This window comes from Amycolatopsis sp. NPDC104819 (assembly GCF_055583145.1).
In genome coordinates this window covers 108,788-134,876 of record NZ_JBVJON010000005.1, presented here as the reverse complement: position 1 = coordinate 134,876, position 26,089 = coordinate 108,788, and the positions used below count along the sequence as shown (strand labels likewise).

The window sequence follows — 26,089 nt, the reverse complement described above, 5'->3', positions numbered from 1 at the left end:
GGATGGCGGTCACGGAACCGGTTCCGACCAGCGGTTCGCAGTTAACAGCGCGCATGTCGGCGTAGTCAAGGTTCCGGCGGGGATTCGTTCTCCCGGACCAGTGGCGGGCGTGGTCCGTGACCGTCCGGCGCAGCGCCGTTGACATTTTACGGCTCTTTATTTATATCTTGAACTAAGAGCGTTCCGAAGGGCGGGCCCCACACCCGCGCCGAGGACCACGTGAGCCGATCCGCGCCGGGGCAAGGCCGCCCCGGCGCCGGTTCGCCGTGGAGGTGCCCATGCAACGCCGCATGCCGAGAACCCCGGTTCTCGCCGTCCTCGTCCTGACCCTGGCCGCCCTGTTCACCGCACCGGTCGCCCAGGCCGCTCCCGTCCTGCTCTCCCAAGGCCGTCCGGTGACGGTGTCTTCGTCCGAATCCGCCGCGTTCCCGGCGTCCGCCGCCGTGGACGGCGACGGGGGCACCCGCTGGTCGAGTGCCTTCAGCGACCCGCAGTGGCTGCAGGTCGACCTCGGCTCCAGCCAGCAGCTGTCCCAGGTCGTGCTGAACTGGGAAGCCGCCTACGCCAAGGCCTTCACACTCCAGGCGTCTGCCGACGGCGCCACCTGGAGCACCCTCTACTCGACCACCACCGCGACCGGCGGCAACCAGACGCTGAACGTCACCGGCACCGGCCGGTACGTCCGGCTCACCGGCACCCAGCGCGCCACGCAGTACGGCTACTCGCTGTGGGAGTTCCAGGTCTACGGCGGGGGCGGCACCACGCAGCCCGGCGACGTCCTGCTCTCGTACGGCAAGTCCGGTCAGGCGTCCTCCTACCAGGACGACGGCAACTGCCCCGGCTGCCTCCCGGCGAAGGCGTTCGACCACGACCCGGCCACGCGCTGGGCGACCAGCGCCACCACCGGCTGGGTCGACCCGGGCTGGATCACCGTCGACCTCGGCGCGACCGCGGCCGTGCACCAGGTGGTCCTGCAGTGGGACCCGGCCTACGCCGTCGCGTACCAGATCCAGGTGTCGAACGACAACGCGAACTGGACGTCGATCTATTCGACGACCACCGGCAAGGGCTTCAAGGAGACCTTGACCGTCAACGGCACCGGCCGGTACGTCCGGATGTACGGCACCGCGCGCTCGAACGGCTACGGCTACTCGCTGTGGGGCTTCGACGTCTACGGCACCGGCGGCAACCCGACCACCCCGCCGCCCGCGCCGCCGGCCCCGCACTTCCCGGGCACGCTGGTCTGGAGCGACGAGTTCAACGGCGCGTCGGGCGCGGGCCCGGACGCCAGCAAGTGGACCGCCGAGACCGGCCCCGGCGTGAACAACGAGCTCGAGTACTACACGAACAACAACAACGCGAAGCAGGACGGCCGCGGCAACCTCGTCATCCAGCTCCGCCGCGAGGCGACGCCGGGGAGTGCCTGCCCGGTCGACCCGATCAGCGGCAGCGGCACCTGCCAGTACACCTCGGGCCGGATCAACACCGCGGGCAAGTTCAGCTTCACCTACGGCCACGTCGAGGCCAACATCAAGGTGTCCGGCACGCAGGGGCTCTGGCCCGCGTTCTGGCTGCTGGGCGCCAACTTCTTCAGCGGCACGCCGTGGCCCAACTGCGGTGAGATCGACATCATGGAGCACGTCGGGAAATCGCCGAACCTGGCCTACTCGACCATCCACGCGCCCGCGTACAACGGCGCCGGCGGCATCGGCGCGCCGCTGGACCTCGGCCAGGACGTCGCGGCGGGCTTCCACAAGTTCGGTCTCGACTGGGACGCGAACCACATGACGTTCTACGTCGACGGGAACGCGTTCGAGACGATCAACCGCGCCACCGTCGAGAGCACGCGCGGGCCGTGGGTCTACGACCACCCGTTCTTCCTGATCCTCAACAACGCGATCGGCGGGGACTTCCCGGGTCCGCCGGGAGCCGGGACCGTGCTCCCGCAGGACATGGTGATCGACTACGTGCGGGTCTACCAGTGAGGCGGCGGCTCGCGCTCGTCACGGGCGCGGTGGTGGCCGCCGGGCTCCTCACCGCGCCCCTGTTCACCGCGCAAGCCGCGCCGTCCCTGCTCTCGCAGGGGCACGCGGTGACCGCGTCCTCCACCGAGAACGCCGCCTTCCCGGCTTCGGCCGCGGTCGACGGCGACCCGGGCACCCGCTGGTCGAGCCTGGCCGCGGACCCGCAGACGCTGCAGGTCGACCTCGGCGCGTCACACACGCTGAAGCAGGTCGTCCTGCAGTGGGAGGCCGCCTACGCGAAGGCGTTCACCGTCCAGGCGTCCGCCGACGGCAACCAGTGGTCCACTGTGTACTCGACGACGACGGGCACCGGCGGCACGCAGACGCTGCCGGTGTCCGGCTCCGGCCGGTTCGTCCGCCTGACGACGACCCAGCGCGCGACCCAGTGGGGCGTGTCGCTGTGGGAGTTCCAGGTGTTCGGCGACGGCTCGGCCCAGGCCTGCGGCAGCGCGAACGCCGCGCTCCGGCAACCGGCGACGGCGTCCAGTGTGCAGTCGGATGCCTTCCCGGCTTCGGCGGCGTTCGACGGTGACGGCGGAACCCGCTGGTCCAGCCTGGCCGCGGACCCGCAGTGGATCCAGGTCGACCTCGGCAGCTCACGCCCGGTCTGCGGGGTCGACTTGACGTGGGAGGCGGCGTACGCGAGCGCGTACACGATCCAGCTGTCCACCAACGGCTCGTCGTGGACGACGGCGGCGACGGTGTCCGGCGCGGGTGGCACCGAGCACCCGGCGGTGTCCGGCACGGCGCGGTACGTCCGGCTGAACGCGACCGCGCGGGCCACGCAGTGGGGTGACTCGCTGTGGGAGTTCGCGGTGCACACGAGCGACAGCGCACCGCCGACGACCACGCCGACCAACCCCGGTGGCTGCCCGTGGGTCGGTTCGACGGCGCCGGTCGCCGACCGCGTCAACCAGCTCATGGCGGTGATGACCGCCCAGCAGAAGGTGAAGGTGCTGCACGGCAACGGCGCGACCGGGCCGTACATCGGCAACACCGACGCGGTGCCGGAGCTGTGCATCCCGGCGCTCGGGCTGCAGGACGGCCCGGCCGGGGTCGGCGACGGCCTCGACGGTGTCACGCAGTTCCCGGCGCCGGTGACGGCCGCCGCGACCTGGGACACCGGCCTGATGAACCGCTACGGCAGCGCGATGGGTGCCGAGTTCGCCGGGAAGGGTGTCGACATCGCCCTCGGCCCGACGATCAACCTGGTCCGGGACCCGCGGTGGGGCCGCAACTTCGAGACCTACGCCGAGGACCCGTACCTCGCCGGGGCGGCCGGGACCGCGACGATCCAGGGCATCCAGAGCCAGGGCGTGATGGCGCAAGCCAAGCACGCGGCGGCCTACAACGTCGAGGCCGGGGCGTCGCGCGGGACGCCGTCGGACAACGTCATCATCGACGACCGGACGCTGCACGAGCTGTACCTGCCGGCGTTCCAGCAGGTCGCGAGCCAGGGCCAGGTCGCGTCGATGATGTGCGCCTACAACCAGATCAACGGCGTCCCGGCGTGCCAGAGCAGCGGGGTGCTAACGACCGCGTTCAAGCAGGACGAGAACTGGGGCGGGTTTGTCGGCTCCGACTGGGGCTCGGCGACCGGCGGTGCGCGTCAGCTGGCCAACGGCGGGATGGACATGGAGATGCCCGGCGGGGCGTTCTTCGGCCAGGGCCTGATCGACGCCGTCTCGCGCGGCGAAGTAACGCAGGCGCGAGTCGACGACATGGTCCGGCGCGTGTTGACCCAGATGTTCAAGTTCGGCGTGTTCGACCGGGCCCGGCGGGGCACTCCGCAATCGGTCGTGACCAACGCCGCGAACGTGACGACCGCCCGGGACGTCGCAGCGGCCGGGTCGGTGCTGCTGAAGAACAACGGCGTCCTGCCGCTGACCGCTTCGACGAAGTCGATCGCGCTCTCCGGCGGCGACGGGATCGACCCGCAGAACATCGGCGGCGGCAGTGCCAAGGTCAACCCGTCGCCGGCGTCGGTGAACCCGATCAACGGCATCAAGGCCCGCGCCGGGGCCGGTGTCACGGTGTCCTATGTGGACGGCGCGGGTGAGCACGTGCAGACGCCGAACATCCCGGGTGCGGTGGCGGCAGCCCGGGCGGCCGACGTCGCGGTCGTGTTCGCCAGCTACGGCGAGTCCGAAACCCAGGACCTCGACACGATCGACCTGCAGAACCAGCAGAACGAACTGATCGACGCGGTCGCCTCCGCGAACCCGCGCACGATCGTCGTGCTGAACACGGGGTCGGCGGTGACGATGCCGTGGCTGTCGAAGGCCGCGGCGGTCATCGAGGGCTGGTACCCGGGTCAGGAGAACGGCAACGCGATCGCGTCGCTGCTCTACGGCGACGTCAACCCGTCGGGCAAGCTGCCGGTCAGCTTCCCGAAGCAGATCGCCGACCTGCCGACGGCGAACGTCCAGCAGTTCCCGGGCGCCAACGACCGGATCGAGTATTCCGAAGGCCTCAACGTCGGATACCGCTGGTACGACAGCCGGAACATCGAGCCGCTGTTCCCGTTCGGGTTCGGCCTTTCGTACACGACGTTCGGGTTCTCGAACCTGGTCGTCACGCCGCAGGGCACGAACGGCACAGCGACCGTGACGGCGACGGTGACCAACACCGGCAGCCGGGCGGGCGCCGACGTCGTCCAGCTCTACCTGGGGCAGCCGTCCGGCAACGGTGAGCCACCGAAACAACTGAAGGGGTTCAAGAAGGTGCAGCTCAACCCCGGGCAGAGCCAGCAGGTGTCGTTCCCGGTCACCCCGCGGGACCTCGCGCACTGGACGGGATCGTGGACGACGAACGCGGGCCAGTACCGCGTCTACGTCGGCGACTCCTCGCGCAACGTCCCCCTGTCGGCGGCGCTGACCGTTTCCTGAGTCGACTCCCGCACGACCAGGGTCGTCGGGACGATCAGGGGCTCGTCCGGAGGCGGCGCCCCGGCCAGCTGCTCGAGCAGCTGCCGGGCCGCCGTCTCGCCCATTTCGCGCAGCGGCTGGCGGATCGTGGTCAGCGGCGGCTGGGTGTGCGCGGCGAGCGGGATGTCGTCGAAGCCGACCACGGCGACGTCACCGGGCACCGCGCGCCCGGCCTTGCGCAGCCCGGACAGCACGCCCGCCGCGGTGAGGTCGTTGTGCGCGAAGACGCCGTCGAACTCCGGGCCCGTGTCCAGCAGCTGGAGGATCGCCGCTTCACCGCTTTCGCTGGTGAAGTCGCCTTCGATGATCAGCCGCGGATCGAGGGTCAACCCGGCGTCGCGGACGACGCCGTTGAAGCCGTTGAGCCGGTCGGCCGTGCAGCCGAAGTCGTGCGGGCCGGTCACGGTGGCGAGCCGGGTGCGGCCGCCCTCGACGAGGTGGCGGGCCGCGGCCGCGCCGCCCTGGCGGTTGTCCGTGCCCACCGACGGGAACGCGGGACGCCGGCCGCGGTCGTCGATCACCACCACCGGCAGCCCCGAGTCGTGCAGGATCCGCAGGTGCCGCACCGCGTCCGGCGGTTCGACGAGCAGCAGCCCGTCGAACGCCTTGGCCGACACCTGCCGGGAGAACTCTTCGAGGGAGTCGGCGCCGCGGTTGGCGGTCGAGAGCAGCAGGCCGTAGCCCTTCGACTCCACGACGTCGGCGACCCCCTGCAGCACTTCGCCCATCCACGGCCAGGTCAGCCCCGGCACCAGCATCCCGACCGTGCGGGTGACACCCCGGGCCAGCCCGACCGCGCCGGCGCTGGGGATGTACCCGGTCGCGGCGATCACCTCGCGCACCCGGATCGCGGTCGCCGCGTCCACGTCGGCCTTGTTGTTGAGCACTCTCGACACGGTCGTCTTGCTCACCCGCGCGCGGCGGGCGACCTCGGCGATCGTGACGCGCATCCGACCTCCCGGGCAGGGGTGACCTGTGGTGCCAAGGTACTCGCCCCCGGGCCCGGCGCGAGGGGTGCGAGATCGATCAAGTCCGCACGGACAACCGCGTGAGGCTCGCGTCGCCGGTCCGCCAGTCCGTGCGGACGGCGACATACCGCGCCGGCCCGGTCTGCGCCGTCTTGTACGTGACCCCGTCGAGGCTGGTCTCGACGCTCGCCCGCGGACGGCGTCCGGGTGTCCAGGCCAGGTCCACCGCGGAAACCGCCGTCACCGCCCCGAGATCGACGACCATCCGCCCGCCCGGGCCGGGCCGCCACGCGGTCGCCGGGTTGTCGTCGACGGCCGCCGACGGGCTCGACATCCCCGGCGGCAGGGGTTCGGCGGGGAAGGTGGTCCGGCCGAGCGCGGCGTCGGCCAGCGGATACGGCCGTAGTTCCCCGAACACGACGGGCACGCTCCGGCGTGGCGGGAGCACCACGAGCCGCGGGCGGCCGCCGTCCGGGGTCACCGTGACGAAGGCGGGGAGGAACCCGGGCGGCGCCGTCAGGTCGACACGGCTCGCGTCCCGCACGACGGCCTCGAGTCCCGGCGGCGCGCCCCGGACGGTGAACCGCGCCGGTTCGATCCGGCCTTCCGCGGCGGCCAGGCCGACGGTGTACTCGGTGCCGGTCGCCGTGGTGACCTGCTCGCCGCGGTACAGCTCGAGCGCGGCGCGGTCCTGCGGCAGCGACGCCGTCCCGCTGACCGGGACGCCGGAAAGGTTGACCAGCACCAGAAAGCCGTCGGTGACGGTCACGCGGACGGCCGGCGCCGAGGTCGTGGCGCGAGTGCGTCCGGCCAGCTTCGCGAGGTTCGCGGAGTCCGGGTACAGCTCGGCCAGCAGGGGCGCGGCCGGGCCGTCCGAGAGCGTGACGCGGTCACCGGTGACCGTGACGGGGTTCGTGCTCTCGACGACGATCCCGGCCCGCCCGTCGACGTCCAGCCAGCCCTTCGTGCTGCGCAGCGCGGGCACTGGGTAGGTCACCGCAGTCGTCCAGGTGACGCCGTCGGGCGAGGTCTCGATCCGGTACTTCCGCCCGGCGGCGGCCTCCCAGCTCAGCTTCACGCGGTCGATCGGCCGCGGCGCGCCGAGATCGACCGCGAGCCAGCTGTCCGCCCGTGGCCGGTCCGATGTGGACACTGCCCAGCGGGTGGCCGGGTCGCCGTCGACGGCGTACTTGGCTTCCTTACCGGCGGTCGCGCTTGACGCCGTCGCCGTCCCGGTTCGCGCGAGGTCCGGGCCGTCGCCGTCGCGGACCTCGAACGCCCAGAGCGAATAGCCGTACTGCGGGTCCGGCTGGACACCGAGCATGCGCACGTGCCGCGCGGTGACCGGGGTGAAGGTGAGGTCGTCGGTCCGGGCGCCGGTCGGCCCGGCCGGCGCCTTGACCGTCACCGTGCCTTCGGCGGCGGTGTAGGCGCGGTCGCCGTCGAGCCCCGGAACCCCCGGCATGACGAGGTTGTAGACGTTGAGGACACCTTCGCTCTCGGCGACGCCGGTGCTGGCGTACACCGCGGCGCCGGTCGGGAGGGTGGCGAGCGCGGCGTACCCGGAGTCGAAGCGCAGGACGCCGAACGTGGCGTCGAAACCGTCGCGCACCTTCCGGTAGGTGGTGGTGCGGCGGTCCTTCACCACGGCGTTCGTGGCGGGCAGCAGCATCGGGTTCGCGCCGCCGAGCACGAAGAGCCAGTCGTCGTGGTGCGGCTGCCAGGCGAACTTCACGAACCCGGCCTTGCTCACCGTCGCGGCCCAGGCGGCGGGGGAGCAGTGGGCGAGCAGGCCCGGCCCGGCGCCGAAGTCGGCGACCCCGGCGGCGTGGCTGTCGAACTCGGCGCCGGTCGCGGGGGTCACCGGGCCGCCGTGCTTCGCGCGCCACTCGTGCAGCAGGTAGCTGATGGCGACTTCGGCGCGGGCCTCCGGCTCGTACTTCGGCTCACCGGAGAACTTCGTGATCCGGTCGACGGGCGCGTAGGCCTGGTACGGCTCGAGCCGCGCGGCGAGGTCGGCTTCGGCGCGGGCGGCGTACCGGTCGCCGAGCACCTGGGCGCGGAAGGCCAGCGGGATGACGTCCCGGCCGTAGAGGTGCTCGCGGTCGGCGACCATCGGCATCAGCGGCTCACCGGCGTCGCTGGTCATCAGCAGCATGGTGCGCCAGAGCAGCTCGCCGTTCGGCTGCGCGGTGAGCACTTCGGGCAGCGGGGCGCCGGCGGCGAGGAAGTGCATCGAGTTGCGGCCGGACGTGCGCCAGAGCTCTTCCTGGTAGTGCGGGCCGAACGAGCCGTGGTTCTCGACGAGGAAGGTGTCGTAGAGGTTGGTGGCGGTGTTGGCGCTGACCGGAACGCCGTCGACGAGCCGGGGGTTGGCCAGGTCGGCGGCGGGCAGCCCGCCTTCGTTGCGGCTCCACGTGCCGAAGGCGTCACGCCAGGCTTTCGCGCGGGGATCGTTCGGCGCCCAGGCGAGGGCGGGGGCGAGCGACTGGGCGTAAACGCCCATCTCCTCGAGTTTCGTGTCCCCGACGTAGCCGCCTTTCAGGCCGTTCGGCGTCCAGTCGCCCGAGGTGGGGTCGTCGCGGGTGCCGAGGGCGGTCGTGTAGGCGGCCTGCTCGGTGGTGATGCGTTCGACGTTCGCTCGGGTCGTGGTGTCCAGCTCTGTCCACAAGAGACGGGAGGCGAGCAGGAAGTACGACTGGAAAGTGGTGTCGAAGAACAGCTTCCGCCCCCACTCGGCGCCGCCGGTCAGCAGGTTCGACGCGGCGAAGTGCCGGATGGTGGCGAGGGTGTGCTCCCGGAGCAGGTCCTTTTCGATCCCGGCCACGGCGGCGTCGTAGCCGTCGCGGGTGAGGAGGAGGGCGTTGCCGAGGACCACGGCGAAGGTGAAGTCCCGGGCCGGGTAGATCCCGGCGACCGGGTCGAACTGCTGCTCGGCCCAGCGGGTGTGGCGGAGGAGGACCCGCAGGTAGGTGGCGGCGACGGGATCGGGCGGTCCCGGGGGAGGTGCCGCCGCTGCGCCGGTCGTTGCCGCCCCGGCCACCCCCGGAAGCAGCCCGGAGGCCAGTGCGGCGGCGATCCCGCCCGCGCCCAGCAGCGCCCGCCGCCGGTTCAGCTCACCCATGGTCCGGCCTCCACTCGCTGACAACCTTGTCATCCGCGGCGATTCTGAGACGCCGGAAGCCGGCGGGGCAACCCCGGCGGCCGATCCAGTCCGGTTTCGGACAAGTCCTGGGTAATTCGTATAACGGCCTATACCGCGGGGCGGTGGGCTCGGGTTGCGGTTGGTCCGGAAACACGATGAACCGGTCCCGAAACGCCATGAATGAGTCATTCACTACCTCGGACGCGATGAATGAGTCATTCATGGCGCCGGGGCGGGTGGGATCGAGCTGGCCGGGGCCGAGCGGGAGTCGGGCCGGCGGGCCCAAGCCAACAGGGGCCCGAGCGGGCGCCGGGCCGGTGGGACCAAGCCGCCAGAGGCCCGGGCGGGCGAGTCCGGGCCGGTGGGACCAAGCCGACTGGGGTCCGAGCGGGAGTCGGGCCGGTGGGACCAAGCCGCGCGGGCTTCGAGCGGGCGCGTCCGCGGCCGGTGGGTCCAAGCCCACCGCGGCCCGAACCCACCGCCGTGCTGAGATGACAACGTGATCACAGACCCCGGCGTTCTCCTCCTGCTCGTCCTCGCCGGTGTCGGCGCCGGACTGACCGGCGCGGTCGCCGGGCTCGCCTCGCTCGTCTCCTACCCCGCCCTGCTCGCCGCCGGGCTGCCGCCGGTGGTTGCGAACGTCACCAACACCGTCGCGATGCTCGGGACCACCGCCGGCGCCGCCGCCGGGGCTCGGCCCGAGCTCGCCGGGCAGCGGCGCAAGCTCGTCCCGCTCTGCCTGCTCACCACCGTCGGCGGCGCGTGCGGCGGGGCCGTGCTGCTGCTGACGCCGTCCGGCGCGTTCACCGTCGTCGTCCCGTGGCTGATCGGCGGCGCCTCCCTCGTGCTCATGGCGGGCCCGCGGCTGCGCCGGCTGGCCGAAGGCGCCGAACACCACGGCCTGAGCCCGGCCACCGCCATCGCCGCGTTCTGCATCGGGATCTACGGCGGGTACTTCGGCGCCGCCGCCGGGGTGCTCATGCTCGCGCTGCTCGTGTCCGTCTGGAGCCAGCCGCTCGCCCGGACGAACGCGGCGAAGAACCTGGTCACCGGTTCGGCGAACCTGCTCGCCGCGATCGTCTTTTCGGTCACCGGCAAGGTCGTCTGGCCGGCCGCGCTCGCCGTCTGCCTCGGGTCGCTCGGCGGCTCCTGGCTGGGGGCGACCCTCGTGCGCCACCTGCCGGCGACGCCGTTGCGCATCGGGATCGGTGTTGCCGGGCTCGCGCTCGCTGTCGTGCTGGGCCGGCAGGCGTTCGCCGGATGACGCCGGCCCGCCGGACAGGGCATGATCGGGCGGGTAACGGCGAGCAGGAGACCAGATGAGCATTGTCGGGACCAGGGTGGTCCGCCAAGAGGACGAGAACCTGATCACCGCGGGCGGCACCTATGTGGACGATCTGCGGGAGGAAGCGCTTTCCGGCGCCGCACACGCGGTGTTCGTCCGCAGTCCGGTCGCGCACGCGCGGATCGGCGGCATCGACGTCACCGAGGCGAAGGCGGCGCCGGGGGTGGTCGGCGTGTTCACCGCCGCCGACCTCGGGCTCGATCCGCACGCGGCAGGATCGGTCAAGGAACCGTGGCTGGCCGACGGAGTTGTCCGGTATGTCGGCGAACCCGTCGCGCTCGTCCTCACCGAAGAGCGCTACCAGCTGGCCGACGCGGCCGAGCTGGTCGACATCGACTACGACCCGCTGGACGCCGTCGCGAGCATCGACGCCGCGCTCGCGGGGGAGACGCTGCTGTACCCGGAGACCGGCAGCAACGTCATGCAGGTCAACGGCGCGGAGAGCTTCGACGACGAGATCTTCGCCGACTGCGACGTGGTCGTGTCGCGGACCATCGTCAACCAGCGGGTCGCGCCCGCGCCGCTCGAAGTCCGCGGCGGGTCGTGCGTCTGGGGCGAAGACGGCAGGCTGACCGTCTGGCTTTCCACGCAGAACGCCCAGATCGCCCGCTCGCAGCTCGCCGGGAGCCTCGGTGTCGGCGACGACCGCGTCCGCGTCATCGCCCCGGACGTCGGCGGCGGCTTCGGCGCGAAGATCGGCGCCGACCCCGAAGCGACCGTGCTGGCCTGGGCGGCGAAGGAAACCGGCCGCGCGGTCCGCTGGGTCGAGTCCCGCAGCGAGAACCTCACGGCGATGACCCACGGCCGCGCGCAGCGCAACACCGTGACCCTCGGCGGCAAGCGCGACGGCACCGTCCTCGCGTACCGCCTCGACGTCATCCAGGACGCGGGCGCCTACCCCCGGACGCTGTTCCTGCCGACGCTGACCGAGCTGATGGCCGTCGGCGTCTACCGCTTCCCGAAGGTGGAGACGCGCAGCCGCGCGGTCGTCACGAACACCACGCCGATCGCGGCCTACCGCGGCGCGGGCCGGCCGGAGGCGACCGCCGTGCTCGAACGCGCGATGGACGTCTTCGCCGCCACGCTGGAGCTCGACCCCGCCGAGGTCCGCCGGGTCAACTTCATCCGGCCCGAGGAGTTCCCGTACACCACGCCGACCGGCGCGTCCTACGACACGGGCGAGTACGCGGCGGCGCTGGACAAGGCGCTCGAAGCCGCCGGGTACGCCGAACTGCGCGCCGAGCAGCAGCGGCGCCGGGACGAGGGCGACCCGGTCGAGCTGGGTCTCGGCATCGCCGCGTACGTCGAGATCACCGGCGGCGACGCCGGCGGCGAGAGCGGCCGCGTCGACATCCACCCGGACGGCTCGGTCGTCGCCTGGACCGGCAGCTCGCCGCACGGGCAGGGGCTCGGCACGTCGCTGGCGATGCTGCTGTCCGACCAGCTCGGGGTGCCGCTCGAGAAGATCACCGTCCGGCACGGCGACACCGACGAGGTGCCGAAGGCCGTCGGCACCTTCGGGTCGCGGTCGCTGCAGCTGGGCGGATCGGCGATCCGGCAGGCGGCCGACGAGGTGATCGCGCAGGCGCGCGAACTGGCGGCCGAGCTCCTGGAAGCGTCCGCGGACGACCTCGAGCTGGACGCCGGACGCGGCGTCTGGCAGGTCAAGGGTGCGCCGTCGAGCACGGTGCTCAGCTGGGCGCAGGTCGCCGAAACCGCCGGGGAGGGCAAGCTTTCCGCCGACGTCTGGTTCGGCGGCGGCAAGCCGACGTTCCCGTTCGGCGCGCACCTCGCCGTGGTCGAGGTCGACACCGAGACCGGCAAGGTCGAGCTGCGGCGGATCGTCGCCGTCGACGACGCCGGCCCGATCGTCAACCCGCTGACCTTCCGCGGCCAGCGCCACGGCGGTCTCGGGCAGGGCGCGGCGCAGGCGCTGCTGGAGGTCGTCACCTACGACGACGACGGCAACCCGACCACCGCGAGCCTGGCGGACTACTCGTTCGTCACCGCGGTCGAGCTGCCGGACTTCGAGCTGGTCGACATGGCCACGCCGACCGACCGGAACCTGCTCGGGGTCAAGGGGATCGGCGAGGCGGCGACGATCGGTTCGACGCCGGCGGTGCACAACGCCGTGGTCGACGCGCTGCGCGCCCGCGGTGTCGACCACCTGGACATGCCCACGACGCCGATCCGGGTCTGGGCCGCACTGGAAGAAGCTCGGAAGGGAAACGCGCGGTGAAGGTTTCGATCGAGGTCAACGGGCGGCCGGTGGCCGAGGAGGTGCCGGACCGGACGCTGCTGGTGCACTTCCTGCGCGACACCGCCGGCTTCACCGGCACGAACATCGGCTGCGACACGACGTCGTGCGGCGCCTGCACGGTCCTGCTCGACGGCGAGTCCGTCAAGTCGTGCACGGTGCTGGCCGCGCAGGCCGACGGCCACGCCGTCACCACCGTCGAGGGACTGTCCTCTTCGGATGGTTCGCTGCACCCCGTGCAGCGGGCGTTCCGCGAGCAGCACGGTCTGCAGTGCGGGTTCTGCACGCCCGGCATGATCATGGCGTCGGTGTCGCTGCTGGCCGACAACCCGAAGCCCTCGCGTGACGAGGTGCGCGCCGGGCTCGAGGGCAACCTGTGCCGCTGCACCGGGTACCACAACATCGTGAGCGCCGTGATCGACGCGTCCGGGCAGGAGGTGGACCGGTGATCCCCGCCGAGTTCCGCTACGAGCGGGTGTCCACTGTGGACGAGGCGGTGGCCCGGCTGGCCGCCCTCGGCGACGAGGCGAAGGTGCTGGCGGGCGGGCATTCCCTGCTGCCGCTGATGAAGCTGCGGCTCGCGGCGCCGGAGTACCTGGTCGACATCGGGCCGCTCGACGAGCTCCGCCACGTCCGCCTCGACGGCGACGACGTCGTGGTCGGCGCGCTGTCGCGCTACAGCGACCTCGAGCGCGACCCGGTGCTGCTGGAGCACGCGCCGCTGCTGGCCCACGCGTCCGGCGTGGTCGGCGACCGGCAGGTCCGCCACCGTGGCACGATCGGCGGGTCGCTGGTGCACGCGGACTCCGCGGCCGACCTGCCGGCGGCGGTGCTGGCCTCGGACGCGGTGCTGGTCGCGCGCGGCCCGGCGGGGGAGCGGCGGATCCCGGCGGCGGAGTTCTTCCTCGGCCCGTTCACCACGCCGCTGGAGCCGGACGAGCTGCTGACGGAGATCCGCCTGCCGTCGCAGGCCGGTCAGGGCTGGGGTTTCGAGAAGTTCACCCGCCGCGCGATCGACTGGGCGATGGTCGGGGTGGCCGTCGTCGGCGGCCGGGTCGGCCTGGTGAACATGGGCGGGGTGCCGCTGCGGGCGCCGGCCACCGAGGCCGCGCTGGCTTCGGGGGCGTCCGTCACGGAGGCGGCCGAGCTGGCGGCGGAGGGAACGAACCCGCCGGACGAGCCCCACGCGACGGCCGAGTACCGCCGCCACCTGGCCCGGGTGCTGACCCGCCGGGCGCTCACCGCGGCTCGCTGAACCACGTCGCGATCACCGGTGCTCCCGCCGGTGATCGCGACGGCCGATTCCCGCCAGCGTGGGGTGTTCCGGGGACGGCACACTCGGTGTCGTGAAGACGGAAACCCTTGCGCACACGGCCATCGAGCCCGGAATCCTCTATTTCGGCACCCCGGTGGTGCTCATTTCCAGCACCAACGAGGACGGCTCGCCCAACCTGGCCCCGATGTCGTCGGCGTTCTGGCTCGGCTGGCGGGCGATGCTCGGGCTCGGGGCGCGGTCCAAGACCGCCCAGAACCTCCTGCGCACCCGGGAGTGCGTGCTCAACCTGCCTTCGGACGCGCTCGCCGGGGCGGTCGACCGGCTCGCGCTGACCACCGGGTCCGATCCGGTGCCCGCCGGCAAGCAGCAGCGCGGATACTTCCACGTCGCCGACAAGTTCTCGCGGGCCGGGCTGACCCCGGTGCCTTCCGAGACCGTTGTCCCGCCTCGGGTCGCCGAGTGTCCGGTTGTGATGGAGGCCGTGGTCGAGGCCGTGCATCCCGTGGCCGACGACGATCCCCGGCAGAAGGGCGGCATCGTCGCCATCGAGGTCCGGGTCCAGCGGGTGTTCGTGCACGACTCCGTCCGGCTGGACGGGCACGCCGACCGCATCGACCCCGACGCCTGGCGGCCGCTCATCATGAGCTTCCAGAAGCTTTACGGGCTGGGGCCCCAGGTGCACCCGTCGACGCTGGCCCGGATTCCCGAGCGGATGTACCGGGGCCCGGACATCGAGCGGGCCCGGGCCGTTTAGTCACGCCGCGGTCAGCTGGGAAAGCACCGGCCCCAGCGTCGTGATCCCCGCCGTCACCGCCGCACGCCCCTTGGCCGAGCTCACCAACGGCTGCTGGGTCAGCAACACCACCACGAACCGCCCGCCCACCACCCCGGTCGTGTTCAGCACCAGCGCGTTGCGCAGAATCATCCACCCCTGCTTGATCTGCCACGACGTCCCCGGCAGGCCGTCCGGAATCCCGAAGTACTGGTCCCAGCCGTCGTCGGCGGGGTTCCGGGCGTCGGCCAACGCCGCCAGCAGCGGGGAAGCCACCTCGTCGGGCACCACGTCCTCGAGGTACGAGTACACCGCCACCACGTCCGACGCGGTCGTCTTCGCCATTCCCCACTGTGTCGGATCCGTGGGCGGTGTGGTGTTCGACAGCCCGATCAGGGCCGCCGTGCGGGTGACGATGCCGGTGCCGCCGTTCCGCTCCCAGAACGCGGAGGCGATCGCGTCGTTGCTGCCCGCCAGCATGTCCGTCAGGTCCTCGACGTCGTCGGCGTCCGGGAGGGCCCACGCGCCCGTCTCGTCGTCGTGGACCTCGTCGATCGCGATCAGGAGCTTGACCACCGACGCGGTGTAGTACGGCTCGTCCGCGTCCTGGGACGCCAGCACCTTGCCGGACCGGCGGTCGTACAGCACGAACCCCACGGTCGTGCCGCGTGACGCCGACGTCACCGCGTCCGAGACGTCGGACGCCACCGAGGAAAGGTCCGGGTAGGGAGCGGTGGACGAGGTCGGCGGGGGAGAAGTGGCCGGTGGGGGCGACGGCGTGGGTGGCGACGCCGTGGCGGCCGCCGGGGTGACTTCACGCCCGCTGGTCGCCACCAGGAGTCCCGCCGTCAGTGCCGCCACCGTCAGGCCGGCGCCCGCGAGCACCCAGCCGATCCGTCTTCCCATGCCTGGTCAACGCCTCGCGAGCGGCGATCGGCCCCGTTTTCAGCTGTCCGTTTGCTGTGTCTTGCTGTGGGGACGTTGTGGCCGCGGCGTACCTTCGCGTCGTGAGCGACTTGCGGATCCTGGTGGTGGGCGCCGGTGCGACCGGCGGGTACTTCGGCGGACGGCTGCTGCGGGCGGGCCGGGACGTCACCTTCCTGGTGCGGCCGGCGCGGGCGAAACTGCTGCGGGAACGCGGCCTGCGGATCACCGGCCTCGGGGAAGACACCGTGCTGGAACCGGCCCTCGTCGAAACCGGCTCGCTGGAGGAGACCTACGACCTCGTTCTCCTTGCTGTCAAGGCAACCGGTCTGACCTCGGCCATCGACGATTTCGCCCCCGCGGTCGGCCCGGAGACGCTGATCCTGCCGTTCCTCAACGGACTCGCGCACCTCGACGTCCTCGACGCGCGGTTCGGGAAGGCCGCCGTGCTCGGCGGGGTCGCCAAGGTGCAGACCACCCTCGACGACGACGGCGCCATCCGGCGGCTCGGGCCGCTGCAGAACCTGGCCTACGGCGCCCGGACCGAGCCCGCGCCGGCCCGGCTCGCCGACGTCGACGCCGCCCTGCGCGACGCCGGTTTCCCGGCCGCGCTCGACGAGCGGATCACCGGGTCGATGTGGGCGAAATGGGTGTTCATCGCGGCGATCGGCGCCGTGAACAGCCTGATGCGGGGCACCACCGGCGACGTCGTCGCCGTGCCCGGCGGCCGGGAGTTCGCCGAGGCCGTCGTGGCCGAAGCGGCCGTGGTCGCCGAAGCCGCCGGGTACCCCGTGCCCGCCGGGGAGCTCGAGGCCACGCGCCGGATCGTCACCGATCCCGGGACGGGTGGTTCTTCGTTGTACCGCGACCTGCTGGGCGGTCACCCGGTCGAGGGAGAGCAGATCTTCGGAGACCTCACCGCGCGTGCCCGTGAGCGGGACGTCGCGGTGCCCCTGTTGGACCTGGTCACCCTGCAGCTGCGGGTGCACCAGCACCGCATCGGGTGAGCTGGTCACGGAGGGCGCTTTGCCCGCACAGTCCCGGGGATCGTGGTCTTTCGGGCACCCGGGTGGCGGTGCCGACGCGCGGACATGCGGCACTGCTAATCTTCGTCAAGAGAGTTGCTTGAGGGTTTGACCGCTTGGGTTCGCACAAGAAGCAGCGAGGGGAAATGGCGGACAGGTTCGAGTTCGTCCTCGGGGTCGTCGAAGCCCTCGTCGTCGGTCGGGCGACCGGTGGCGACGTCCGGCGGTACCCGTTGCGCGCCGGGAACCTCCCGGCCGACCCGGTGCGGTTCGTCGGGGTCGCGCGTCAGGTCTACGACGCGCTCGAGGAGCGCCGGCTTTCGGTTTCGGGCGAGCTGCACCCGGGGGTGCGGACGGCGTTCGAGCTGCTCGCCGCGCCCCGTGTTTCGGTCGCCGTGAGCGGGATCGACGGCCTCGGCGCCGACGTCGCCGTGCTCGTGGTCACCGACGGCGCCCAGGCGCTCGGCGTCACCCAGGCCCCGGACACCGACGACCTGCTGTTCTCGCTCTTCGCGGACGAGGAGCTGGTCGAGGTGGTCACCGGAGTTTTGCCGCCGGCCCCGGCCGCGACCACCGGCAAGCACGTCGTGCACCGCGCCGCCGGGCGCGAGGTCTCGGCGATGACGGCCAAGCGGATCGCGGACGCGGAGTTCGACGAGGAAGAGACCGACGCCTTCGGCATGATCGAGGTCAAGGCCGTCGTGCGGCCGGGCCGCCGTCCGCCGGCTCCCAAGCAGTCCGACGTCGCGGTGCTCGAGCGGGTGCTCGCCGAGCCGCGGCTGGGCGGCGGCCACATCGCCGTCACCGCGCAGGGCCGGCACGGGGAGCGGGTCGCGGGTGAGCCGCTGAGCTGGCTCGACACCGCCGACGGCCGCTACCTCGTGCACACCACCACCGGCGAGGCCGGGGAACTGACGGCGGAGTACGCACCGGCCGGGCGGGCCGACCTCGCCCGCGCCATCCGCCGCGCGATCGCCGCGGTCTACTGACCGGGAAGGAACAGCCCTGATGACGGAAGAGACCGAGGCGACCGCCCAGGCTCTCCAAGCGACGATGCAGCTGCAGTCCGCGACGACGCCCGAGACGAAGGCGCTGGCCGCGGTCCGGATCGGCCTCGCCGGTGCGCAGCTGAAGCGGCTCGCCCAGAGCGGCGGCTTCGCCATCGACGACACCACGGGCAACAAGCTGATCGAGGCCCTCGAGGGCGTGCTGGAGTCGCTCGAGCAGCGCTGGGCCAACCTGCAGCGCCTGCACGACGCGCCGGCGATGAGCCGCACCGCGACCGGGCAGTGGGTCTCCGCGCACATGGTCAGCACCGCCGCCGACGAGAACGGCCTGGTCACGCAGCTGCAGGCGGCCCGGCAGGAGTTCCCGACCTACATCGAAGCCATCAAGCTGGCCAAGCAGAACTACAAGTCGCGGGAAGAGGACACGCAGGCGAAGATCGTCGCGCTCCCGACCGCCGACCAGAGCTGAGGGAGACCGTGGCAGCCACCGCCGAGTCCGTGTCGGACCCCTCGTCCCCGGACTACAACCCGCGCAGCCCGCTCTACGACGTGACGGCCGATTCGTCGTCGAAGTACTACGTCGGGCCGCTGACCACGGACAAGTCGCCCTCGGGTGACGAGATCCGCGAGATGGCGACCAAGCAGATCGACGACGAGATCCGGGCCGGCTGGCTCGGCCCGGCCGTCGACCCGGTGCTGCGCGACAAGAAGATCCAGGAGCTGTACGAGCAGCACCTTGACGACGCGAAGCACGGGCTCGACGAGGGCCTGACCATGCGCGAGAACGGCGGCGCGCCGAAGACCCTGTGGGCCAACGCCAGCCACGAGCAGATGAACGAGGCCATCACGAAGGACGCCAACCCGGCGACCGTCGCGGAGACCTCGGAAGAGTGGGTGCGCGTCGGCAACGACCTGGGCACGCACCAGAAGAACCTCGGTGACGCGATCAACGCGAGCACCAGCAACTGGCAGGGTGACGCCGGCGACGCCGTCCGCGAGCACCTCGCCGGGGTCGGCAAGTGGCTGGGCGCGACCGCGCAGGGCGCGACGCTGGCCGGGCGCCAGCAGGAGATCCACTCGCAGACGCTCAACGAGACCCAGCGGCAGATGGCGGCCAACCCGCCGGTGCAGTTCGACCTGCAGAGCACCAACCAGCGCCTGATGTCGATGACCGACCCGGTGCAGTATGCGGCGGCGGCCGGCGAGGCCATGCAGACCTACCGGGCGCAGACGGCCGCGCGTGACCACGCGGCACAGATCATGACGCAGTACGACGAGACCATCGGCGGCGCGGTCGCGACGCCGCGGTTCCCGGCTCCGCCGAAGCTGCCGTCCGCCACCGCGACCAACCGCGACAGCATGGCCCGTGGCTCGGGCGGGGCGGGCTCCGGCGGCGCCGAGCCGCTGATGGCGCGCACCGCGATGGACCGGGCCTCGGCGACCGACGGTTCCGCGGCCGGCCTCGACGGGGTGAACGGCCCCGGTGGCTCGGGCGCCGGCGGCCCCGGTGCGGGCATTCCCGGCGGCGGGTCGGGAGCCGGCGGCTCCGGCTTCTCCGGTAGCGGCATCCCCGGCGACGGTTCGGGCGCGGGCGGTTCCGGAGCCGGTGGCCCGGGCGGTTCCGGGTTCTCGGGCGCGGGCATCCCCGCCGCCTCGGGCGGGGGCGGCGCGGGTGGCTCGGGCGCCGGTGGCGGCGGCTTCACCCCGCCGAACTTCGACATGCCGAACACGCCCGGCGGCGGCAGCTTCTCCGGCGCCGGCATCCCCGGCTCGTCGATCCCGCACCCCAGCGACACGACGACGACGTCCGGTTTCTCGCCCTCGGGCATCCCGGGCGGCGGCGGGCCTGGCGGCAGCGGGTACACCCCGCCGAACATCCCCATCCCGGACATCCCGGGCGGCGGCACCGGCGGCATCCGCGGCGGCAGCCCGATCCCGGGCTTCACCCCGCCGGGCATCGACCCGATCACCGGGCTGCCCACCGGCACCGGCGGGATCGGCGGCACGGGCGGGGTCGGCGGCGGCAAGCTGCCGACCATCGGCCGCGGCGGCGGGATCAACGGCGAGAGCATCGCGAGCCGGCTCGGCGGCATCGGCGGTGGCGGCGCGGGCGGCGGCGGTTCCCTCGGGGGGATCGGCGGCGGCACCGGCGGCGCCGGGGCCGGCGGGGCGAGCGGGCGCGGCGTCGGCAACCTCAGCGGTGGTGCCGCGTCCGGCGCGGCCGCGGAGGCCGAAGCGGCGGCAGCGCGCAACGCGATGTCCGGGCGCGGTGCGGCCGGCGCGGCGGGCCAGCCCGGCATGGGCGGCATGGGCGCCGGCGCCAAGGGCGGTAAGAAGGAAGACGACAAGGAACACAAGTCGGCGGCCTACCTCGAGAGCGACGACCCGAACTTCTTCGCGGGTGAAGAGGCCGTGGCGCCCCCGGTGATCGGCGACTGGAAGAACCAGGATTGGAAGTGAGCGCATGACGGCGGGCGGCTTCGAAGTCGAGCCGGACGACCTGGTTGCGCACGCGAGTCACGTGGACAGCCTGATCGACCGGCTGAACACGGCGGTTTCGGCGGCGGACACGGCGATGTCGGACCACGCGTACGGGCTGCTGTGCGCGTTCCTCCCGCCGATCATCCGGCCGACGGGGGAGCAGGCGAAGGACACCCTGAACGCGTCGATCGAAGGCGTGCAGGGGCTGTCGGACAACGTCCGCACGGCCGCGCAGTCCTATCGCGACGGTGAAGAAGGCAACGCGCAGCCGTTCGAGCGTCAGCTCTCGGCTTCGCCGCGCACGGCGGAAGAAAAGGTGAAGGCATGACAAGCCCGGGCACCAACGGGCTGGGGGACCTGATGCGGGATCCGGACGAGACGATTCGCCGGATGGACGACTGGGCGGCCGGGTTCGCGGCGAAGGCGGAGCGGTACCAGGCGGCGCAGGCCGAGACCGAAGGGCTGCGGCTCACGGCGAGCAGCAGCGACGGCGCGGTCAACGTCACCGTCGGCGCGGACGGCACCGTCATGGACCTGACCTTCAGCAACAAGATCAAGTCCTTCCCGCTGGAAGAGCTGTCGCGGACGATCCTGGCGACGATGCACAAGGCCCAGGCCGGCATCGCCGACAAGGTGGCGGGTGTGATGACCGCGCACCTCGGCACCGAGGACCAGGAGACCCGCACGGCGCTGCTCGACAACCTGCGCGGCCGGTTCCCGGACCCCGAGGAGCCGGACGAGCAGCCGCCCGCGGACTTGCCGCCCACGCCGCCGCCCGCCGGCGGCGCCGCGGCACCACCGGCCTCGCCGCCGCGGCGTGGGGGTCCCGCGGACCCGGACGAGCAGGACAACAACCCCTGGTGAACCGGCCGTCCGAGGCTGGCAGGAAGGCTTTGAAGTGAGCAACCCGCTGGTCGCGGAGACAAAGGACTCGACGAAGGCGTACTCGGGGATTTCGCTGCTGGAGTCGGCGAACGACCTGAAGTCGGCCATCGAGAGTGGCGACTGGGCTTCGGTCGCGATGGGCGCGGTCGGCACCGCGCTGGACGCCCTGTCGATGGCGATGGATCCGTTCGGGGCGATCCTGGCCGCCGGGGTGGGCTGGTTGATGGAGCACGTCGGCCCGCTCAAGGAGGCGTTGAACGGCCTCACCGGCAACGCCGACGAAATCGCGGCGCAGTCGGAGACGTGGAAGAACGTCGCGACCGAGCTGGGCAGCATCGGCGAAGACCTCACCGGCATGGTCAAGGCCGACACAGTGTCGTGGACCGGGAACGCGGCTGACACTTATCGTCAGCGTGCCCAGGACACCGTGACGTTGCTGGAGACCGCGCAGAAGGGTTGTGAGGGTGCGTCCAGTGGGGTGAAGACCGCCGGTGAGGTGGTCGCGGCGGTGCGGGCGTTGGTGCGGGACATCATCGCCGAGCTGGTTGGGCACCTGATCTCGTGGGCGTTGCAGGTGCTGTTCACCTTGGGCATCGGGTTGACCTGGGTCGTGCCGCAGGTGATCGGCGCGGTCGCGAAGACCGCATCGAAGATCGCCGACCTGGTGAAGCGGCTGGTCACGGCGCTGAAGGCACTGATCCCGCTGCTCAAGCGCGCCGGGGACCTGTTCTCGGATGCGGCGAAGGCGTTGAAGAACATCAAGCCGGGCAAGGCCGCTCCGACGCCGAAGCACGCGGACATCAACGGCAACCCGAAGGGCCTGGACGGGCCGAAGGGCAAGGGCGGACCCGACGCGCCGCCGCCGAAGACCGACCCGCCGCCCGCCTCGAAGGGCCCCGACGACAGCACCCACGCCTCCGGAGCCAAGGGCGACCCGCCGCCCAAGAGCGACCCGCCCCCGGCGTCGAAGGGACCGGACGAGACTCCGAAGAACCCCGACCCGACGCCGTCCCCGGCACCCAAGAGCCCCGACGGCAGCACCACGCCGTCGGGCGCGGGGAAGGGGCCCGAGGCGCCGCCGAAGGTCAAGGACAACAACCCGAACCCGTCCGAGCACACCACCCCGGCCGCCGACCGGTCGCTGTGCGGCGACCCCATCGACGTCGCCACCGGCGCCGTGCTGCTCGAGCAGACGGACGTCCTGCTGCCCGGTGCGCTGCCGCTCGAGCTCGGCCGGACGCACCTGTCGAGCTACCGCGCCGGCCGGTTCTTCGGTTCCACGTGGACGTCCACAGTGGACGAACGGATCGAGGTCGAGCCGGACGGCCTGCACCTGGCCCTGGCCGACGGGTTGCTGCTGCGCTACCCGGTGCCCCGCGGCATGGAGCCGGTGCTGCCGGAGCAGGGCCCGTACCTGGCGCTGCGCCGGGTCCGGCACGGCTTCGTCGTCGGGTCGCCGCAGAGCGACCGGATGCGGTACTTCGCCGCCGAGGCCGGCGAGACCACCCTGCCGCTGCGCGCGATGGTCGACGGGGCGGGCAACCGGGTCGTCGTGCAGCACCGCGACGGCGTGCCGGTGGCGGTCGAGCACTCCGGGGGCTACCGGCTCGAGTTCGACTCGGCCGGCGGGCTGATCACGGCGGTGCGCGTGGCCGGGGAGCCGGTCCCGCTCGCCGAATACCGCTACGACGAGCGCCGCCGCCTGGTCGAGGTCACCGACGCGGCCGGGACCCCGCAGCGGTTCCGCTACGACGCCGACGGCCGGATCATCCGCTGGGAAGACGTCAACGGCCGCTGGTACGGCTACCACTACGACGCGCGAGGCCGTTGCGTCCAGGCCCGCGGCGCCGAGGGCTACCTCGACGCCACGCTGACCTACGAACCCGGGCTCACCTCGGTCACCGACTCGCTCGGCGCCGTCACGCGCTACCGCCTCGACGAGCGGCTGCGGGTCGTCGGCCGGACCGACGCGCTCGGCAACAGCACCAGCACCGAGCTGGACGCCTTCGGCCGGGAGGTCGCCCGGACCGACGAGCTGGGGCACGTCACCCGCTGGGAGCGCGACGCCGCCGGCAACATCACGACGGTGATCCGGGCCGACGGCACCCGGATGGCCACCGAGTACGACGAGGGCGGCCGGCCCGCCACGGTGACCGGGCCGGACGGCGCCGTCTGGCGCTACGAGCACGACGAGCGCGGCCGGCTGGCCCGGGACATCGATCCGACGGGCGCCGCGACGAACTACACCTACGACGAGTCCACCGGCACGATGGCCACGGTGACCGACGCCCTCGGCGGCGTCACCCGGTTCGAGTCGAACGCGGCCGGGCTGCCGACCGCGATCACCGCGCCGGACGGCTCGGTCACCCGCTACACCTACGACGGTCTCGGCCGGCTCGCGGGCGTCACCGATCCGACCGGCGCCACGACCCGCACCGTGCACAACGCGGCGGGCGACCTCGTCGAGCAGGTCGACCCGGACGGTGCCGTGCACCGCTTCGGCTCGGTGGCCCTCGGCAACACCGACGAGCGGACCGATCCGCGCGGCGGGGTCAGCCGGATCGAGTACGCGCAGTTCGACCTGCCGGTCGCCGAGCAAGGACCGGACGGTGGCGTCCTGCGCTACGGCTACGACACCGAGCTGCGGCTGATCTCGGTGACGAACGAAGCCGGGCTGGTCTGGCGCTACGAGTACGACCTCGCGGGCCGGCTCGTGCGGGAGGTCGACTACAACGGCCGGGCGCTCGACTACGCCTACGACGTGGCGGGCCGGCTCGTGCTGCGCAGCAACGGCGCCGGCCAGACCATCGCGTTCGAGCGCGACGCGCTCGGCCGGGTGGTCCGGCGCCGCAGCGGCGACGAGGTCGCCGAATTCGCCTACGACGCGGCCGACCGCGTCACCATCGCCCGCAACGCCCACAGCGAGGTCCGCTTCGCCTACGACGCGCTGGGCCGGGTGGTCAGCGAGTCGGTCAACGGCCGGGCCGTGCTGTCGGCCTACGACGCGCTCGGCCGCCGGACCCATCGGCGCACGCCGACCGGCGCCGAAGCGGTGTTCGCCTACGACGCCCGCGGCCGCGCGACGTCGCTGGCCACTGGCGGGCGCACGCTGCAGTTCGGCTACGACGCGGCCGGGCAGGAGATCGCGCGCCGGCTGGTCACCCGGTACGGCGTCGCCGCGGAGCTCCAGCAGGCCTGGACGCCGGCGGGCCAGCTGGCGGCGCAGACCGTGCGCCGCGGCGAAGCCACCGTGCAGCACCGGGAATACGGTTACCTGCCCGACGGCCACCTCGCCACGGTGACCGACCTGATCTCCGGCCCGCGCAGCCTCGAGGTCAGCCCGGGCGGCCGGGTGCTCGCCGTCCGCGGCGCCCGCTGGCAGGAGAGCTACGCCTACGACGTCTCGGGCGCGATCACCACCGCCGACTGGCCGGGGGCCCCCGAGGCGAGCGGCCCGCGCGGGTACCGCGGCACGTTGCTCACGGCGGCGGGCGCCACCCGCTACACCCACGACACCGAAGGCCGCGTCGTGGCGCGGGAACGCGGCGGGCTGCACTGGGATTATCGCTGGAGTGCGGAGAACCGGCTCACGGCCGTCCGCACGCCCGAAGGTGTCACGTGGCAGTACCGATACGACGCGGTGGGACGGCGGATCGCGAAACAACGGCTGGACGCGGCGGGAGCTGTCGTCGAGCAGATCGAGTTCGCCTGGGACGGCACGTCGCTCGCCGAGCAGGTGCACGGCACCCCAGGCGGGCCGCTCGTGGCGACTGTCTGGGACTGGGCGCCGGATGCCGAGCGTCCGCTCGCACAGACCGAGCGCGTGCTCGGCGACGGCGCCGACCGGTTCCACGCCGTGCTGACCGACCTGGTCGGCTCGCCCGCGGAGCTGCTCGACGAGACCGGCGCGCTGGCCGGGCACCAGCACACGGCGCTGTGGGGTGCGATGGTGTCCACGGGCGGCCAGGCCGGCACCCCGCTGCGGTTCCCCGGGCAGTACCACGACCCGGAGACCGGGCTGCACTACAACCTGCACCGTTACTACGACCCGGAGAGCGGACGGTTCGTCTCGCACGACCCGCTGGGGCTGACGCCGGACCCGGATTCGCTGGCCTACGTCGGCAACCCGACCGCCATGATCGACCCGCTAGGGCTCGCGAAGGCGACCCCGTGCTCGGCGGCGGGCGCGGGCGGCGGTGGCGGCGGGAAGAAGCCGGACCGGTTCCACCCGTACAGCAAGCCGAACGGCGGGATCAACAAGGGCAAGCGCCGGGCGCACAAGTACCCGGAAGGCACCTACGGCGACAAGGACTTCGAGCGCAAGCGGCTGGAGAACAAGTTCGGCTCCAAGATCGACGGCAACTCGACCCACCAGTCCGAGCACACGGCGGGCTTCGACGTCCTGAACGACAACGGCGCGCCCGGCAAGGTCGCCCGCAAGGACGGCCGGGACCTCGAGAACAACGCGTGGGCGTATTACGAGGAGCACGGCGCGCACCGCGCCCACCCGGGCACCGGCACCAGCCACGCCGTGCACGACTCGGGGTGGAACGCGCCCACCTACCGGCGGGACCAGCGGGCCGCGATCGAGAACAACGACCCGAACACCGCCGTCCAGCTCAACCAGCTCGGGTACGCGCACCAGCCGGGTTTCCAGGGCAACCACGCCGACCCGACCATCCGGAACCGGATGGACATGGCCGACGACTCGTACCACCAGATGGTCAACGACGTCCACGCCGGCGGCGAAGGGATGCGGTACAACCCGCGTCCGGGCGCGGCCGTCCCGGACGGTGGTGCGAACGTGCCGGGCACCGGCCACGTCACCACCCGGCCGCTGACCGACGCCGACGCGTTCGAGCTGCACGAAGCGCGCAACGCGGCCCGCACCGGCAACTGGCCGGCGGGCGACGATGTCTGGCAGCGCTACTACCGGGACCCGACGCCGGAGGACTGGGCCCGGCTGGAGCGGGGTGACTTCGACCCGCCGCAGCTGCCCCCGATCCAGCCAGGGAGCCCGATGAACCTGGACTAGCGACGGGCAGTGCGTCTC

General features: G+C 72.5%; 17 protein-coding genes. 14 read left to right on the top strand and 3 right to left on the bottom strand.

Annotated features, from left to right (window positions below; genetic code table 11):
• The first annotated feature begins 290 nt into the window (after window positions 1-290).
• Together ACZ63E_RS16770 and ACZ63E_RS16765 are read left to right on the top strand one after the other, a co-directional pair.
• Entirely contained in the window at window positions 291-1,985 is a 1,695-nt protein-coding gene (locus ACZ63E_RS16770; RefSeq protein WP_465336876.1) for a discoidin domain-containing protein, read from the top strand.
• A complete protein-coding gene (locus tag ACZ63E_RS16765) occupies window positions 1,982-4,912 on the top strand; it encodes a glycoside hydrolase family 3 C-terminal domain-containing protein (protein WP_465336875.1) in 2,931 nt (976 codons plus the stop codon). Before ACZ63E_RS16770 ends, ACZ63E_RS16765 begins: the two co-directional genes overlap by 4 nt.
• On the opposite strand, the gene ACZ63E_RS16760 is transcribed toward ACZ63E_RS16765, so the two are convergent.
• Together ACZ63E_RS16760 and ACZ63E_RS16755 are read right to left on the bottom strand one after the other, a co-directional pair.
• A complete protein-coding gene (locus ACZ63E_RS16760) occupies window positions 4,855-5,901 on the bottom strand; it encodes a LacI family DNA-binding transcriptional regulator (protein WP_465336874.1) in 1,047 nt (348 codons plus the stop codon). The two genes, ACZ63E_RS16765 and ACZ63E_RS16760, sit on opposite strands and share 58 nt — an antisense overlap.
• Window positions 5,902-5,977: 76 nt before the next feature.
• Complete coding sequence (locus tag ACZ63E_RS16755) at window positions 5,978-9,043, bottom strand: discoidin domain-containing protein (RefSeq protein WP_465336872.1); 3,066 nt, start codon at window positions 9,041-9,043, stop codon at window positions 5,978-5,980.
• 520 nt (window positions 9,044-9,563) lie between these two features.
• On the opposite strand from ACZ63E_RS16755, the gene ACZ63E_RS16750 reads away from it, so the two are divergent.
• The 5 genes from ACZ63E_RS16750 (at window position 9,564) to ACZ63E_RS16730 (ending at window position 14,696) form a co-directional block, all read left to right on the top strand.
• On the top strand, window positions 9,564-10,328 hold the full coding sequence (locus ACZ63E_RS16750) for a sulfite exporter TauE/SafE family protein (protein ID WP_465336870.1): 765 nt from the start codon (window positions 9,564-9,566) through the stop codon (window positions 10,326-10,328).
• 55 nt (window positions 10,329-10,383) lie between these two features.
• Window positions 10,384-12,648 carry a xanthine dehydrogenase family protein molybdopterin-binding subunit gene (locus ACZ63E_RS16745; protein ID WP_465336869.1) on the top strand — a complete coding sequence of 755 codons (2,265 nt, stop codon included), beginning with the start codon at window positions 10,384-10,386 and terminating at the stop codon, window positions 12,646-12,648.
• A complete protein-coding gene (locus ACZ63E_RS16740) occupies window positions 12,645-13,115 on the top strand; it encodes a (2Fe-2S)-binding protein (protein WP_465312445.1) in 471 nt (156 codons plus the stop codon). The genes ACZ63E_RS16745 and ACZ63E_RS16740 overlap by 4 nt, the downstream gene beginning before the upstream one ends.
• Window positions 13,112-13,921 carry an FAD binding domain-containing protein gene (locus tag ACZ63E_RS16735; RefSeq protein ID WP_465336868.1) on the top strand — a complete coding sequence of 270 codons (810 nt, stop codon included), beginning with the start codon at window positions 13,112-13,114 and terminating at the stop codon, window positions 13,919-13,921. The genes ACZ63E_RS16740 and ACZ63E_RS16735 overlap by 4 nt, the downstream gene beginning before the upstream one ends.
• A 91-nt stretch (window positions 13,922-14,012) precedes the next feature.
• Window positions 14,013-14,696, top strand: a complete 684-nt coding sequence (locus ACZ63E_RS16730; protein ID WP_465336866.1) for a flavin reductase family protein — start codon at window positions 14,013-14,015, stop codon at window positions 14,694-14,696.
• On the opposite strand, the gene ACZ63E_RS16725 is transcribed toward ACZ63E_RS16730, so the two are convergent.
• Entirely contained in the window at window positions 14,697-15,620 is a 924-nt protein-coding gene (locus tag ACZ63E_RS16725) for a hypothetical protein (RefSeq protein ID WP_465336865.1), read from the bottom strand.
• Window positions 15,621-15,721: 101 nt separating this feature from the next.
• On the opposite strand from ACZ63E_RS16725, the gene ACZ63E_RS16720 reads away from it, so the two are divergent.
• From ACZ63E_RS16720 to ACZ63E_RS16690, 7 genes are all read left to right on the top strand, one after another.
• On the top strand, window positions 15,722-16,645 hold the full coding sequence (locus ACZ63E_RS16720) for a 2-dehydropantoate 2-reductase (protein WP_465336864.1): 924 nt from the start codon (window positions 15,722-15,724) through the stop codon (window positions 16,643-16,645).
• Between the two features lie 164 nt (window positions 16,646-16,809).
• Entirely contained in the window at window positions 16,810-17,652 is an 843-nt protein-coding gene (locus ACZ63E_RS16715; RefSeq protein WP_465336863.1) for an ESX secretion-associated protein EspG, read from the top strand.
• Window positions 17,653-17,671: 19 nt separating this feature from the next.
• Entirely contained in the window at window positions 17,672-18,139 is a 468-nt protein-coding gene (locus tag ACZ63E_RS16710; RefSeq protein WP_465312439.1) for a hypothetical protein, read from the top strand.
• Window positions 18,140-18,147: 8 nt separating this feature from the next.
• Window positions 18,148-20,130: a hypothetical protein gene (locus ACZ63E_RS16705; protein WP_465336862.1), complete on the top strand. Its 1,983-nt coding sequence runs from the start codon at window positions 18,148-18,150 to the stop codon at window positions 20,128-20,130.
• A 4-nt stretch (window positions 20,131-20,134) separates the two neighbouring features.
• The gene (locus ACZ63E_RS16700) at window positions 20,135-20,479 is read left to right on the top strand and encodes a type VII secretion target (protein ID WP_465312437.1); all 345 of its coding nucleotides are present in this window, start codon (window positions 20,135-20,137) and stop codon (window positions 20,477-20,479) included.
• Window positions 20,476-21,015: a YbaB/EbfC family nucleoid-associated protein gene (locus tag ACZ63E_RS16695; RefSeq protein ID WP_465336861.1), complete on the top strand. Its 540-nt coding sequence runs from the start codon at window positions 20,476-20,478 to the stop codon at window positions 21,013-21,015. The genes ACZ63E_RS16700 and ACZ63E_RS16695 overlap by 4 nt, the downstream gene beginning before the upstream one ends.
• A gap of 34 nt (window positions 21,016-21,049) precedes the next feature.
• Window positions 21,050-26,071, top strand: coding sequence for an RHS repeat-associated core domain-containing protein (locus ACZ63E_RS16690; protein ID WP_465336860.1), 5,022 nt, complete (start codon window positions 21,050-21,052; stop codon window positions 26,069-26,071).
• Window positions 26,072-26,089: the final 18 nt, after the last annotated feature.